A 13,892-nucleotide genomic window follows, 5' to 3' on the forward strand; every position below is an offset into this window, starting at 1 on the left:
TACCAGCATTTCATTCGCGGCTATTCTTAGTTTGATTACTTTAAAAACAAGTGATTGAACGATTATTGAGGCGAAAATGGATTGGTATTTAAACGTTTTAAAAAATTATCTGGGATTTGGTGGCCGCGCGCGACGCAAAGAGTACTGGATGTTTATTCTGGTCAATATCATCTTTACCTTTGTGTTGGGCCTGTTGGACGCCATGCTCGGCTGGCAACGCGCCGGGGGTGAAGGCATTCTGACCACCATTTACGGCGTTCTGATCTTTTTACCGTGGTGGGCCGTGCAGTTCCGTCGTCTGCATGACACTGACCGCTCCGCATGGTGGCTACTGTTGCTACTTATCCCCATTATCGGCTGGCTTATCATCATCGCGTTCAACTGCCAGAATGGTACGCCGGGCGACAACCGCTTCGGCCCCGATCCGAAACGTTTTTCCTGATGGCGGCGCGGCGCCGCTTTTAAAGCGCCGCGCGCTATTTATTTTCCGGCGAATAGCTTAGGTATTTCCCGCAGACACCAGGCTTTTGCCTCGCCCATACTGTCGCGCCGCCAGGCCATAATAATATCGATTTCGCTGGTCGATTCCGGGCTGACCACGCGTAGCCGCCCTTCAGCAATATCCTGTTCCACCATCGAATACGGCATGGTCGCGACGCCAAGCCCGGCCAGCAGCGCCTGACGTTTATCTTCAATCGTGCTTACCGTCAGACGTGGCTGCTTATCCAGCAGTTGCACCGTTAATACCGGCCGCTCGCGCGCGGTATCCGCTACCGCTACGCCGCGGTATTTAACCCGCGTCACTTCCGAAAGCGGCTCCGGCTCCTGATGAATGGGGTGGTCAGGCGCGGCGACATACACATTCATTAACGTATACAACTTACGGGAGTTAATTTCCGACGACGATCGAAAATGCATATCCGGGGCAATGACGATATCCGCCCGTCCCTGCTCAAGCCGCTCCCATGCGCCAGCCAGTACTTCGGTAATCAAGGAAAGCTGCGTATTGGCTTTGGCGGCCAGCCGGTCGATCAGCGGAAAAAAAGCAGACGTCGGTACCAGAGCTTCAGTGACCAGCGTCAGATGCGTTTCCCAACCACGGGCCAACGCTTCGGCATCCGTCGTTAACTTGTCTGCCGCTTCCAGCAATACCCGCCCGCGTTCCAGCAGCATACGACCGACGTTGGTGAATTTTGTACGATGGCCGGAGCGATCAAACAGTACAACGTCCAACTCTTCTTCCAGCTTCTGCATGGTGTAACTCAGCGCGGAGGGTACCCGTCCCAGCTCATCTGCTGCTGCGGCAAAACTGCCCCGGCGGTCAATGGCGTCCATCACACGCAATGCTTCAAGCGTCAGCGCTCTCTCTTTAGCCATAGCGTTCTCATTCAGGAAATTTGAACATACCGGGCAGAATATCTGGCTAACAATACAGCGTCCAGCCCCTTAACATAAAAGGGAGTAAAGAGAGGTTAATAACGATGATTACGACCCGAACCGCCAAACAATGTGGACAGGCAGACTATGGATGGTTGCAGGCCCGCTACACCTTCTCCTTTGGACACTATTTCGACCCTACACTGCTGGGCTACGCTTCGCTGCGCGTGCTGAACCAGGAAGTACTGGCGCCGGGCGCCTCTTTTCAGCCTCGAACTTATCCAAAGGTGGATATTTTAAACCTGGTTCTGGACGGCGAAGCAGAATATCGCGACAGCGACGGCAACCATGTACAGGCTAAAGCGGGCGAAGCGTTACTGCTCGCCGCGCAGCCGGACATTAGCTACAGCGAACATAATCTCAGCAAAGTTAAGCCGTTAACCCGAATGCAACTGTGGCTTGACGCCTGTCCTGAACGGGAAAACGCGCTGGTACAAAAAATCCCACTCTCGGCGGCGCAACAACAGCTTCTTGCGTCGCCCGACGGTGAGCAAAACAGCTTACAACTGCGCCAACAGGTCTGGGTACATCATATTACGCTGGAGAAAGGCGAATCGCTTAATTTCCAGCTTCACGGGCCGCGCGCCTATTTGCAGTCGATTCACGGTACGTTCCACGCGGTGACGCCCAATGAAGAACGCGAGGCGTTAACCTGCGGAGATGGCGCATTTATTCGTGATGAACCTAACATTACGCTGGTTGCCGATACGCCGCTGCGCGCATTACTGGTAGATTTACCGGTGTAGCCAGCCAGAAAAGGAGTCGTAAGATGAGCAAAAAATCGGCGAAGAAACGTCAGCCCGTGGTAAAACCTGCCGTACAGGAGGCGATGAGCGCCACTGTGCCGCTGGGCTATGAAGAGATGCTAACCGAACTGGAAGCAATCGTGGCGGACGCCGAAGTCCGGCTGGCAGAAGAAGAGGCCGCAGCCTGAAATCATGCCGGATGGCAGCGCAAGCGCCTGATCCGGCCTACAGCGGGTAGGCCCGATAAGCGCAGCATCATCGGGCAACATAACGCCCCGACGTCATGCCGGGGCGTTATTATTAATGCGCTTTACTGGCCATAATCTCGATGATCTGCTTGTCTGTCTGCTGCATTGAGCGACACGCCAGCGAACATAAATTCGAAATAGATTGTTCGACATTGTGTGCCACAATCCCTTCGTTTCCGGTCACCGCCGTATCGTCCAATGCCATCAGCACGGCTTTCCATGCCGCCGACGCGCTGGTGGAGACTTTCATCGCGCAGCTATTCGACGCGCCATCGCAAATCATCCCGCTGACATCGCCAATCATACTGCTGATAGCCATTGCGATAGTGTCATAATGACCATCTATCAGCCACGCCATACCCGCCGCCGCGCCCATCGCCGCCGTAGTTGCCGCGCACAGCGCCGACAAACGCGGAAGCTGATGGTGAATATAGATAGCGCTCAAATGCGATAACATTAGCGCGCGCGCCAGACGCTCATCATCGGCGCCGACATGTTCAGCAACCACCATGACCGGCACTGTGGCGGTAATCCCCTGGTTGCCGGAACCGGAGTTGCTCATCGCGGGCAACGTTGCGCCGCCCATTCGGGCATCTGACGCCGCGCTGGTACGGATCAAAATCGCCGTGGAGAGATCTTTCGCCAGCAGACCGCGATCGCACTGTTTGGCCAGCGTCGAACCGATATGCAGCCCCCAGGAACCACGCAGTCCCTCCTGCGACAACGCGCCGTTTAGCCTGGCCGCATCCAGAATAAAGCGGATAGCGTCAAAGGGCACCGCATTCACAAACGCCAGAATCTCTTCCAGCGAGGTATGAGACAGCACTTCCAGTGGCGAGGTTTTTTCTTCTCCCTGCGCATTATCGGCCTGGGTAAACACTACACCCTTGTCGGTTTCTATCCGCACGATGTTTGTATGATCGCCAACGATCGTGACACATGCCCAGCTATCGCCGCTATAAACTTTCGCCCGTGAAAACAGGATATCATTACATGGCTCCTGCAACATCACCGCGACATGTCCGGCGGCCAGCATCGCTTTTGCATCGGCAACCGCTTTAGCGGAAGCGTCTTTTAACACCTCCAACCCGGCTTTTGCATCACCGCCCAACGCGCCAAGCGCCGCGGCGATCGGTAGCCCTACCATTCCCGTTCCTGGAACAGTAACGCCCATACCATTTTTCATCAGATTGGGCGAAACCCACGCGTCAATGCGTTCAACTGTGCCGTCAAGTTCAGCCGCCGCTGCCGCTGCCGCCAGCGCCAGTGAAATTGGCTCAGTACACCCCAGCGCCGGTTTTACTTCTTCCTGTACGGCCAGGATAAAACTTTGCCACAATGGATTTATTTTAGATTCAAACATAACAACAACCTTAATCTCAGGTATATCAAGAGAATGCCAAGAACGGAGAAACGCATAACAGCAGACCGGTAATAATAATCAGGTACAACGAGGCGCCTTTATATTTGTGCAATGCGGGAACCTTGTAGACCAACCATGCCGGAATTAAACAGCCCACCATACCGAAGATAGGGCTACAAATAGAGGTGAAGCTCAGTACCGGCGCGTTGAGCACAATGGCACTCCAGGCCAGCAAAATAGCGAAAAGCATAATGCCGCGCTGTACCAGATTTTCATTGATCTTCTCTGCGGGTATTTTGCGGCGCAGGATATTCATCACAATGCCTTGCGTCGCTTCGCGGAATCCTAAGTAAACGCCAAAGAAGGCGGTCATTACGGCAAAGATGTTCAGAATCACGCTGACCACTTTGACCCAGCCAGCACCATCGCCGCTAATAAATTGCGCGGCGATCGCCAGGGCGGAAATATTCTGCTCATAGGCTTTCACCGCTTCGTCATGCCCCATCGCCAGGGTGAAGGAAACCGCATAGAAAAAGACGGTAACGAACAGGACGCCAAACGCGATATTCATGGCGCGCAACGCTTTATGACGTGCGACCTCAATAGATTTTTCGCGTGAACGGTAAGAGATCACCATTGGGCTTAACGTCTGGATGAATAAAATTGAGGTCAGCGTAAACGGCAGGGTAATAATGGCGTTTTTAATCAGCAGGGCCATCGGCGGCAGCGCGCCAATGTTATACAGGTGCCACATACCAACCATGGATACGCCCAGCGCCGCAACAACCAGTAGTTTGGTCAGTACCATACCCGTGGAAATTTTGAACAGTAATTTTTCACCGCGTGAGGAAATCGCCACCAGGATGCAAATCAGCACCAGACCATAAAACGGGCTATCGGAAAGTAATCCTTCCGTTACGCCGAAAGTATGCAGATAAGAGGCGCTGTCGTTAGTAATCGCCGTAGAATAGACGAACATCCAGATGACGAGCATCACAAAGTACAGCGCGCCTAATAAAATACCCCAGTTTTTGCCCAGATAGCCGCTGATCACGCTGGGGTAGTCTTTACATTCCGGGGATTCCGCCAGCGTATTAATAAACAACCGCTGGAACAAGTACATGGCCGGATAACCAATAATAGAAGAGAGTAAAAAGACCCAAAGTCCCATCAGGCCGACCTGGACAGGAAGGAAAACGATCCCTGCGCCGATCGCCATCCCGATACTCATAATGACCCAACCGGTGTCGGTACTATCAAATTTGATGGCCTCACGCCATTCGCTTTCTGTCATCCCTGCCCGACGCGCCGGGGCTGATGCGTCGAGGATTACGCTGGTATTACTTGCCGATTCCATAGAATTCTCGCTCAATGTGTAGGTAGAGGTTTTTTTATTTTTCGTGCCGCAGCAAGGCGATGTGCAGAACGTGAGGTGCAGGTACTTTCTTGTAATAAGAAAATCATACGCGCACGATAAGAGAAAAACTTACCAATCAAACACCTATATTTCCTGTGGGTTAAGAATTATTTTCTATTTACTATTCGTTTAATATTGTTATTTTCTCTATTTGAAGCGGATCACAACAAAAAAGGACGCACTAAAGTGCGCCCTTTTTTTCATGCTTCTGTCTTCTGCGTTATCCCATAGCCTGATAACTCTGCGCCTATCGGGCCTATCTACAAACGACTTTAATCGCCAGGCCACCGCGCGACGTCTCACGATATTTGTCGTTCATGTCTTTACCGGTTTCGTACATGGTTTCGATCACTTTATCGAGCGAAACCCGCGGTTCGGAGGTACGGCGTAGCGCCATTCGCGCCGCATTTACCGCTTTAACGGCGTTAATCGCATTACGTTCAATACAAGGGATTTGCACCTGACCCGCCACCGGGTCACAGGTGAGGCCAAGGTTATGCTCCATCGCGATTTCCGCCGCAATGCAGACCTGCGCCGGGCTGCCGCCCAGTAGTTCTGTCAGCCCCGCCGCCGCCATCGAACACGCTACGCCAACCTCGCCCTGACACCCCACTTCCGCGCCGGATATCGAGGCGTTCATCTTGTACAGCGCACCAATCGCCCCCGCCGCCAGCAGATAACGGGCGATAGAGTTGGCATTGACCGGACGACGGAATTTGTCGTAATAGGCCAGCACCGCGGGAATAATCCCGCACGCGCCGTTGGTCGGCGCGGTGACAACCCGCCCCCCCACCGCGTTCTCTTCGCTCACGGCCAGGGCGAACATGTTAATCCAGTCGATGACGTTCATCGGATCGCGGGAGAGATTATCGCTGGAGACCAACAGACGCCGTAACGCTACCGCGCGGCGTGGAACGTTCAGCGGCCCCGGCAGCACGCCCTCAGTATTCATACCACGCTCAATCCCGGCCGCCATTACCTGCCAGATGCGGGCAAAGCCAGCGTCAATCTGCTCTTTGCTACGCAACGCCAGTTCATTTTGCATCATCAGGCCGGAAACCGAGAGACCCTGTCTTTCACACAGCGTCAACAGTTCGCTGGCGGAATGAAAATCATACGGCACCGATTTTTCTACGTCGTGCGACTGACCAAAGCGTTCCTCTTCGACAATAAAGCCGCCGCCGATAGAGTAATACGTTTTACGTAAAAGCAGCTTTTGTCCGTTCCAGGCGGTAATACGCATACCGTTTTCATGGCGTGCCAGGGTTTCAGCGTGAAAGAGAATACTGTCGGCAACGGGAAAATCCACCACATGCGCGCCCCCCGCAACCGATAAACGGCTGCTGCGGGCAACCTCCTGGATAAATGCCGGAATGCTATCAATATTGACATCCTGCGGCGTATTGCCCGCCAGGCCCATAATGATGGCGGTATCGGTCGCATGGCCTTTGCCAGTCAGCGACAGCGATCCGTAAAGATCAACCGTGATGCGCGTTGTTCGCGGCAGGTCGCCGCTGTCGGTCAGCCGATCGATAAAACATTTTCCTGCATTCATTGGCCCTACGGTATGGGAGCTTGAAGGTCCAATGCCGATCTTAAAAATATCAAATGCGCTAATCATATCTCCCCCTAAGATTACCGTTCAGTGAAGATCCGTCGCGGGGCGATCCACACGATCGCCCCGCTCACGTTACATCGCCTGAGTAAAGGTGCGCGAAATAACGTCCTGTTGCTGCTCACGAGTCAGCGCATTGAAACGCACGGCATAGCCAGAAACGCGGATCGTCAGGTTCGGATAGTTTTCCGGATGTTCAATCGCATCCAGCAACATGTCACGGTTCATTACATTGACGTTCAGATGCTGCCCGCCTTCCACCTGTGCTTCATGATGGAAATAGCCGTCCAGCAGGCCGACCAGATTGGTTTTCCGCACCGCATCTTCTTTCCCGAGCGCCGCAGGCACAATCGAGAAGGTGTATGAAATACCGTCTTTGGCGTAGGTAAACGGCAGTTTCGCCACCGACGTCAGCGAGGCCACCGCCCCTTTACGGTCACGACCGTGCATCGGGTTCGCCCCCGGCGCGAACGGCGTTCCGGCGCGACGTCCATCCGGCGTATTGCCGGTCTTCTGCCCGTACACGACGTTCGAGGTGATGGTCAAAATGGACTGCGTCGGCACCGCATTGCGATACGTCGGCAACACGCTAATTTTTTGCATAAAGCGTTTCACCAGGTCGCAGGCAATGCTGTCCACGCGCTCATCGTTATTACCATACTGCGGATACTCGCCTTCAATAGCGAAGTCGATGGCAAGGCCGTTTTCATCGCGAATCGGCTTCACCTGAGCATACCTGATGGCGGACAGGGAATCCGCCGCCACCGACAGTCCGGCGATGCCGCACGCCATCGTCCGATACACATCGCGGTCGTGCAGCGCCATCAGCGAGGCTTCATAGCTATACTTATCGTGCATGTAGTGAATGATGTTCAGCGCGCTGATGTACTGCACCGCCAGCCAGTCCATAAAATGGTCGAGGCTCTCCATTACCGTGTCGTAATTCAGCACCTCATCCATTAACGGCGCGGTTTTCGGCCCAACCTGGATTTTCAGTTTCTCGTCAACGCCGCCATTGATAGCGTACAGCAACGTTTTGGCAAGGTTGGCGCGCGCGCCGAAGAACTGCATCTGCTTACCGATGACCATCGGACTGACGCAACAAGCGATGGCGTAATCGTCGCTGTTAAAGTCGGTACGCATTAAATCGTCGTTTTCATACTGCAAAGATGAGGTCACGATGGAGACCTGCGCAGCATATTTTTTGAATGCCACCGGTAGCGCTTCAGACCACAGTATGGTCAGGTTCGGCTCCGGCGCTGGCCCCATCGTGTGCAGGGTATGCAGATAACGGAAGGCGTTCTTCGTCACCAGCGTGCGGCCATCAAGCCCCATCCCGCCAATAACTTCGGTGGCCCAGATCGGATCGCCGGAAAAGAGCGAGTCAAATTCCGGCGTGCGCAGGAAGCGCACCATACGGATCTTCATGATGAAATGGTCGATCAGCTCCTGCGCCTGCTGCTCTGTCAGGAGGCCCGCATTGAAATCGCGCTCAATGTAGATATCAAGGAACGACGCGGTTCGCCCCAACGACATTGCACCGCCATTTTGCGATTTTACCGCCGCCAGATAGGCAAAGTAGAGCCACTGTACCGCTTCCTGCGCGTTTCGCGCCGGACGGGAGATATCGTAGCCGTATTTCGCCGCCATCTCCTGCATTTGCAGCAACGCGCGACGGTGCTCCGCCAGCTCCTCACGCAGGCGAATCGTCGCCTCAAGATTCTGTCCCCACTCCAGATTCGACTGCAGGTCGGCGAATTGCAGCTCGCGTTCGCGCACCAGATAACGGATGCCATACAGCGCGACGCGGCGATAATCGCCAATAATGCGCCCGCGACCATAACCATCCGGCAAACCGGTTAATACACCGGATTTACGGCAGCGCAGCATATCCGGCGAGTAAACATCGAATACGCCCTGATTATGGGTTTTCCGCAGGTCGGTAAAGGTATATTCAAAATCGGCGTCCATTTCGCGGTCATAGGCATGGAATGAACTTTTGATCATATTAACGCCGCCAAACGGATGCAAAGCGCGTTTAAGCGGCTTATCCGTTTGTAAACCGACGATTTTTTCCAGCTCTTTTTCAATATATCCCGCATCGTGGGCGGTAATTGTCGTCGCGATGTTGGTATCGAAATCCACCGGTGCATGGGTCGCGTTCTCGATACGTATTCCCGCCATCACCTTTTCCCACAACGCCGTGGTCGCTGGCGTCGCATCGGCGAGAAAAGACTCATCCCCCTCATAAGGCGTATAGTTATGCTGAATAAAATCACGGACATTAATTTCTTCTTTCCAGTCCGTACCTTTAAAATCACGCCATGCTTCGGCATACAGCATATCGCTGGTATCGATATTTACCTTCATGAAAAATAATCTCTCTACAGAACAACTGTTAAGTTATGCAAATTCCACTGGTGCTTTCACGTTGCCTAAATGAATGGCATCAAGGGCAATCATTTTCTCTTCATTTGTGGGAATAACAGCGCAAATAACCTGAGAAGGGTTACCGGAAATAATACGCTCGCCGTGATAATTCGGCTGCTTATTCATTTCAACGTCTAACGTAAGCCCCAGTACGCGCAGATGTTCAATCACCAACTGGCGAATTAATACTGAATTTTCACCAATACCGCCGGTAAAAATAATGCCATCCAGCCGATGTAACGATGCCGCGTGTCCGGCAATATGACGGGCGATACGGTGGACAAACGTTTTTATCGCTAACCGGGCGCGCTCATGTCCTTCGTGCCAGGCTTTTTCCAGGATTCTAAGGTCGGATGACAAACCGGATATGCCGAGCAAACCGGACTCTTTATTCACCACTCGCTCCAGATCGCTCAACGTCTGCCCGGTTTCTTTGGCTATCCACGCCATCGCGCCGAAATCAACGTCGCCGCTGCGAGTGCCCATCATCAGCCCCTCCAGCGGCGTCATCCCCATTGAGGTATCCACGCTCTGACCATTGCGTACCGCGCAGATAGACGCCCCATTGCCCAAATGCGCGACAATCAGACCCGAGTTTTTTTCATCGAGGTCAAGTAGTTCATAGGCGCGCCGCGAAACATAGCGATGCGACGTACCGTGAAAGCCGTAGCGCCGCACGCCCAGGCTGGAAAAATATTCCCACGGTAATCCGTACAAATAGGCTTCCGGCGCCAGCGTCTGGTGGAAACTGGTATCAAATACCGCCACCTGTCGCACGCCCGGGAAAAGGTGCCGCGCCGCGTCAATACCGCTTAAATTAGCGTAATTATGCAGCGGCGCTAAAGGCGATACCCGACGAATATTATCGATAACCTCATCGGTAATAATTACGGACTGTGTAAATAGCTCTCCACCGTGCGCGATACGGTGGCCAATTAATGCCACGCTATCCGTTAAATCACGTTTTTCCAGCTCAAAGGCAATGGCTTTTAACGCGTCCTCATAATTAGGGTGCGCGAGGTTTATCGGCTTATCGCCATTAATAGATAAAAAGGCGTTTTCAGTATTAATTCCATCTGCTATTCCCGCCATTAAAACATCACAGGTAGCGACATCCAGTACAGAGAATTTAATAGAAGATGATCCGCAATTAATGACCAGAACGACCGGAAATTCATTCATGTAGTGACTCCGTCGATGTCAACCTGCGTCCACGCCCTATGGCGGAACGCAGGCTGAACGAGAGGATTAGAACAATTTGTAGACGATATTCAGGATGGTCAGCAGACCAATCAGGGTGACGAACACGTTATCCAGACGACCACGGTACTTCGCCAGCGACGGCGCTTTACGAATGGCGTACATCGGCAGCAGACATAACAGTGAGGCGATAATCGGCGCGCCCATCGCTTCAATCAGATCCAGAATGTTCGGGTTTGCATAAGCCACAACCCAGGTAGACCCCATAATGAAGATCATGCTGATGGTGTTAAGCTTGCCCATGGAGACTTTGGTTTTATCGCCTTTATAACCGAACTTCAGCACCAGGCCGTTCAACCCTTCCAGCGTCCCCAAATAGTGACCGAAGAAAGATTTGAAGATAGCAACCAGCGCAATGATAGACGCGCCATACTCCAGCACCGTTGCAAAAGTGGATTTTGTCCCCGACAAAGAGGCGAAATGGTTGGCCAGGTAGGAAAGCACTGGAATGTTCTGCGCTTTCGCATCCGCCATGTTCTGCGGGGAGAGCGTAAACAGGCAGCTAAAGGCGAAGAACATCACCACGGCGACCATCAGCATACTGGCGCGAGAGATGATCTGTGAACATTTACGTTCGGTAAAGTCGCGACCAAACTCTTTCTCATACTCTTCACGCTTAGACACCACGAACGAAGAGACGATGGGCGAGAAGTTAAAGGAGAACACCATGATAGAAATTCCCAGCCACACCGTAACCAGTATGCCATCGTGCCCGGTCAACGCGATATTGCTGAGATTAACCTGATCGATAACCGCCGAGTTCCAGTAAGGAATCAGCGATAATGAGATTAGCACCAGGCTGGCGATAAACGGCCATACCAGGTAACTCATCACCTTAACCATCAGATCTTTACCAAACCAGATCACAAAAGCCATCAGCAGCAGCAAGAACAGCGCCACGAAGCCGCGGTTCAACGCTGGCATCTGCAACTGGTTTTCCCAAAACGTCATGAACGTGTTAGTAATGGTGACGCCATAAATCCACAGCAGCGGACAAATCGCAAAGAAGTAAAGGAACGTGATAACTACCCCGCCCGTTTTACCAAAGTGCTCTTCGACCGTTTCCGTAATATTGCCGGACGGATTAGACCCGGATAAACACAGACGCGCCAGCGCCCGGTGACAATAGAACGCAATGGGGTAAGCTAAAACCAGCATCAGCAGAATGGGGATAAGCCCGCCAAACCCGGCGCGGATAGGGAAAAACAGCACCCCGGCGCCAATGGCGGTACCAAATAAACCCAGTGTCCACGTAGTGTCCGATTTACGCCATGACGACTGTTTTGTCTGGCTGGATACAATGCTATCAGTAGTACTCATATCCTATCCTCACGAAAAGATTAAGCGTCAACTAAACCCGTAATTTGTGATACACGAGAAAGATCGATATTACCGCCAGAAATAATACTGACCGTTTTTCTGTTCTGAATATGGCTATCTAACTTTCCGCTTAATAATGCTGCGCAAGCCAGAGCGCCAGCGCCTTCAGTAATAACCTTATTGCGCTGAATTAAAGCGATCATACTGTTACGAATTTCATCTTCGCTAACCAGGACAATGTCATCGACTAATTCACGTACGATTTCATAGGTTAAATTACCCGGGCGGGAGACATCACAACCATCCGCCAGGGTGCCGGTCGTTCGGTGCGTGGTTATTTCGCCAGCGTAATAAGACGCCGCCATACCGTGAACATTTTCGGCCTGCACGCCGATAACTTTAATGGTGGGGTTAATCGATTTAATCGCAATGGCAATACCTGCAATTAAACCGCCACCGCCAATAGGCACGATGACATTATCGACATCGTACAGATCTTCCATAATTTCCAGACCAATAGTGCCCTGTCCGGCAATGACTTTTGGATCGTCGTAAGGCGGAATAAAAATGCGGCCTTCGGTTTCGACAATTTCACTCACCTTAGCAATGGTGTCATTGAAGTTGTCGCCGTGGAGCACCACTTCCGCCGAATAATCACAGGTGGCCGCCACTTTAGACTTTGGCGCGCCCTTCGGCATCACGACTTTGCCGTCAATACCAAGCATTGCACAAGAAAGAGAAACGCCCTGTGCATGATTACCTGCGGAACAGGCCACGACGCCTTTACGTTTTTCAGCCTCCGTTAACGAGCTAAGTTTGTTAAAAGCGCCACGAATTTTAAATGAACCCGTACGCTGCATATTTTCAAACTTGAGAAATATTTCGCCTTTGCAGCGTTCACTAAAATAGTTAGAGCGAGGCATTCCCGTTTTATATATCTTCCCCGCTAGTCTTTTTTTCGCTTCGAGGATATCTTCAATTGCAACCGGGAGATCGTATGTAATGTGCATTATAACCTCTTAACCTGGGTATTAAAAATAAGTTACTGTTGCCCACTGTTCAAAAAAGACAGGTGGCGTCAATTTCGCTAAATATGTTTATTCCATATCATTCAATTTCTATTAACTGCCTGCGCCTGTATCCATTATATGATGAATATTGCTTAGCCAATTCCACTAATACTGAAGCGGCTTTTTTTATACGATAATTTTTAGACCATACTGCCGCATAACGTGCGACGGGTAACGTGTCTTTTATTGGTATGGTGATAAATTGATTAGAGCCAAAAGGCGTGGTCATATCGCAGGGAATAACAGTTAAGAAATCAGCATTGAGAACAAGATTATATATCGTGACGACGGAATCTGTTTTAACAATGTTTTCGATGCTGATGCCATTTCGTTGTAGAGTGGTGAGTAATTCGCTGTAGTAGCCCATATTCGTTTGCGGCAACACCCACTGTTCGTCTTTTAACGATTCCAGTGTGATGGTGCCGATGCATGTTCGGGACTTGCTGGCTACCAGGACAAACTCTGACTCAAACAGCGGCTCGACATGCAGATCCTGTAGCTGCATTTCATTACTGAGCGTACCGATAGCAAAGTCCAGCCGCCCGTCGCGCAGGGCCGGCAGGAATGAAGAGAGTTGGGCTTCGTACATGGATACCTGCGCTTTTGGAAATACCTCTTTGAACTTATGAATCATATCGGACATGAAGGTAAAGCCAATCAGCGAAGGAAAGCCAAACGAGACGTCAACGACGGTATTGCACGTCATACTGTTCATCTCGTTGATCATGTTTTTCATTTCGCGGGTGATAGATTCAGACCAGGAAAGCAGCACCTGTCCCGCTTCGGTCAACGTAACGCCGGTATTTTTACGTACAATTAACTCAACGCCAAAATAGGCCTCAACGTCGCTAATGATTTTACTGACGGCGGGCTGGGTTAACCCTAACGATTTTGCGGCAGACCCGATAGAACCACTTCTAATGACTTCCTGAAAGACCACCAAATGCTGTGTTTTAGGGAGAACAAGAGTATTCATATCTACCGCT

Annotated in this window: 12 protein-coding genes; 3 read left to right on the plus strand and 9 right to left on the minus strand. The window is 51.7% G+C overall.

The genetic code is table 11. The features are described from left to right. Positions 1 to 76 precede the first annotated feature (76 nt). Positions 77 to 442: a DUF805 domain-containing protein gene (locus tag F4V72_RS03115; RefSeq protein WP_023246603.1), complete on the plus strand. Its 366-nt coding sequence runs from the start codon at positions 77 to 79 to the stop codon at positions 440 to 442. Between the two features lie 38 nt (positions 443 to 480). Here the strand turns inward: F4V72_RS03115 and yhaJ are convergent, their stop codons facing one another. Further along, the gene (gene yhaJ / locus F4V72_RS03120; RefSeq protein WP_079813170.1) at positions 481 to 1,377 is read right to left on the minus strand and encodes a DNA-binding transcriptional regulator YhaJ; all 897 of its coding nucleotides are present in this window, start codon (positions 1,375 to 1,377) and stop codon (positions 481 to 483) included. 104 nt (positions 1,378 to 1,481) lie between these two features. Between yhaJ and F4V72_RS03125 the strand changes: the two genes are divergently transcribed. Further along, on the plus strand, positions 1,482 to 2,183 hold the full coding sequence (locus F4V72_RS03125; protein WP_023246605.1) for a pirin family protein: 702 nt from the start codon (positions 1,482 to 1,484) through the stop codon (positions 2,181 to 2,183). A gap of 23 nt (positions 2,184 to 2,206) precedes the next feature. After that, positions 2,207 to 2,371 carry a hypothetical protein gene (locus tag F4V72_RS03130; protein WP_023246606.1) on the plus strand — a complete coding sequence of 55 codons (165 nt, stop codon included), beginning with the start codon at positions 2,207 to 2,209 and terminating at the stop codon, positions 2,369 to 2,371. Between the two features lie 112 nt (positions 2,372 to 2,483). On the opposite strand, the gene F4V72_RS03135 is transcribed toward F4V72_RS03130, so the two are convergent. The 8 genes from F4V72_RS03135 to tdcA all read right to left on the minus strand — a co-directional run bounded on the left by F4V72_RS03135 (position 2,484) and on the right by tdcA (position 13,882). Next, the gene (locus F4V72_RS03135; protein ID WP_070801686.1) at positions 2,484 to 3,794 is read right to left on the minus strand and encodes a serine dehydratase subunit alpha family protein; all 1,311 of its coding nucleotides are present in this window, start codon (positions 3,792 to 3,794) and stop codon (positions 2,484 to 2,486) included. 25 nt (positions 3,795 to 3,819) lie between these two features. Continuing rightward, complete coding sequence (locus F4V72_RS03140; protein WP_023246607.1) at positions 3,820 to 5,151, minus strand: amino acid permease; 1,332 nt, start codon at positions 5,149 to 5,151, stop codon at positions 3,820 to 3,822. Positions 5,152 to 5,467: 316 nt separating this feature from the next. Then, complete coding sequence (gene tdcG, locus F4V72_RS03145; RefSeq protein WP_079836363.1) at positions 5,468 to 6,832, minus strand: L-serine ammonia-lyase; 1,365 nt, start codon at positions 6,830 to 6,832, stop codon at positions 5,468 to 5,470. A gap of 69 nt (positions 6,833 to 6,901) precedes the next feature. Continuing rightward, positions 6,902 to 9,196, minus strand: a complete 2,295-nt coding sequence (gene pflB / locus F4V72_RS03150; RefSeq protein ID WP_053529414.1) for a formate C-acetyltransferase — start codon at positions 9,194 to 9,196, stop codon at positions 6,902 to 6,904. Positions 9,197 to 9,229: 33 nt separating this feature from the next. Further along, complete coding sequence (tdcD, locus tag F4V72_RS03155; protein ID WP_053529415.1) at positions 9,230 to 10,438, minus strand: propionate kinase; 1,209 nt, start codon at positions 10,436 to 10,438, stop codon at positions 9,230 to 9,232. Positions 10,439 to 10,504: 66 nt separating this feature from the next. Then, complete coding sequence (tdcC, locus tag F4V72_RS03160; protein ID WP_023246611.1) at positions 10,505 to 11,836, minus strand: threonine/serine transporter TdcC; 1,332 nt, start codon at positions 11,834 to 11,836, stop codon at positions 10,505 to 10,507. Between the two features lie 20 nt (positions 11,837 to 11,856). Further along, complete coding sequence (tdcB, locus tag F4V72_RS03165; protein WP_000548368.1) at positions 11,857 to 12,846, minus strand: bifunctional threonine ammonia-lyase/L-serine ammonia-lyase TdcB; 990 nt, start codon at positions 12,844 to 12,846, stop codon at positions 11,857 to 11,859. Between the two features lie 97 nt (positions 12,847 to 12,943). Then, a complete protein-coding gene (gene tdcA / locus F4V72_RS03170; RefSeq protein WP_023246612.1) occupies positions 12,944 to 13,882 on the minus strand; it encodes a transcriptional regulator TdcA in 939 nt (312 codons plus the stop codon). Between the last annotated feature and the right edge of the window lie 10 nt (positions 13,883 to 13,892).

This window comes from Salmonella enterica subsp. diarizonae (assembly GCF_008692785.1).
Classification (GTDB): domain Bacteria; phylum Pseudomonadota; class Gammaproteobacteria; order Enterobacterales; family Enterobacteriaceae; genus Salmonella; species Salmonella diarizonae.

Bases quoted from the DNA above. Each gene is read 5' to 3' on its own strand.
- F4V72_RS03115 (WP_023246603.1), top strand. From the start codon at position 77: ATGGATTGGTATTTAAACGTTTTAAAAAATTATCTGGGATTTGGTGGC.
- yhaJ (WP_079813170.1), bottom strand. From the start codon at position 1,377: ATGGCTAAAGAGAGAGCGCTGACGCTTGAAGCATTGCGTGTGATGGAC.
- F4V72_RS03125 (WP_023246605.1), top strand. From the start codon at position 1,482: ATGATTACGACCCGAACCGCCAAACAATGTGGACAGGCAGACTATGGA.
- F4V72_RS03130 (WP_023246606.1), top strand. From the start codon at position 2,207: ATGAGCAAAAAATCGGCGAAGAAACGTCAGCCCGTGGTAAAACCTGCC.
- F4V72_RS03135 (WP_070801686.1), bottom strand. From the start codon at position 3,794: ATGTTTGAATCTAAAATAAATCCATTGTGGCAAAGTTTTATCCTGGCC.
- F4V72_RS03140 (WP_023246607.1), bottom strand. From the start codon at position 5,151: ATGGAATCGGCAAGTAATACCAGCGTAATCCTCGACGCATCAGCCCCG.
- tdcG (WP_079836363.1), bottom strand. From the start codon at position 6,832: ATGATTAGCGCATTTGATATTTTTAAGATCGGCATTGGACCTTCAAGC.
- pflB (WP_053529414.1), bottom strand. From the start codon at position 9,196: ATGAAGGTAAATATCGATACCAGCGATATGCTGTATGCCGAAGCATGG.
- tdcD (WP_053529415.1), bottom strand. From the start codon at position 10,438: ATGAATGAATTTCCGGTCGTTCTGGTCATTAATTGCGGATCATCTTCT.
- tdcC (WP_023246611.1), bottom strand. From the start codon at position 11,836: ATGAGTACTACTGATAGCATTGTATCCAGCCAGACAAAACAGTCGTCA.
- tdcB (WP_000548368.1), bottom strand. From the start codon at position 12,846: ATGCACATTACATACGATCTCCCGGTTGCAATTGAAGATATCCTCGAA.
- tdcA (WP_023246612.1), bottom strand. From the start codon at position 13,882: ATGAATACTCTTGTTCTCCCTAAAACACAGCATTTGGTGGTCTTTCAG.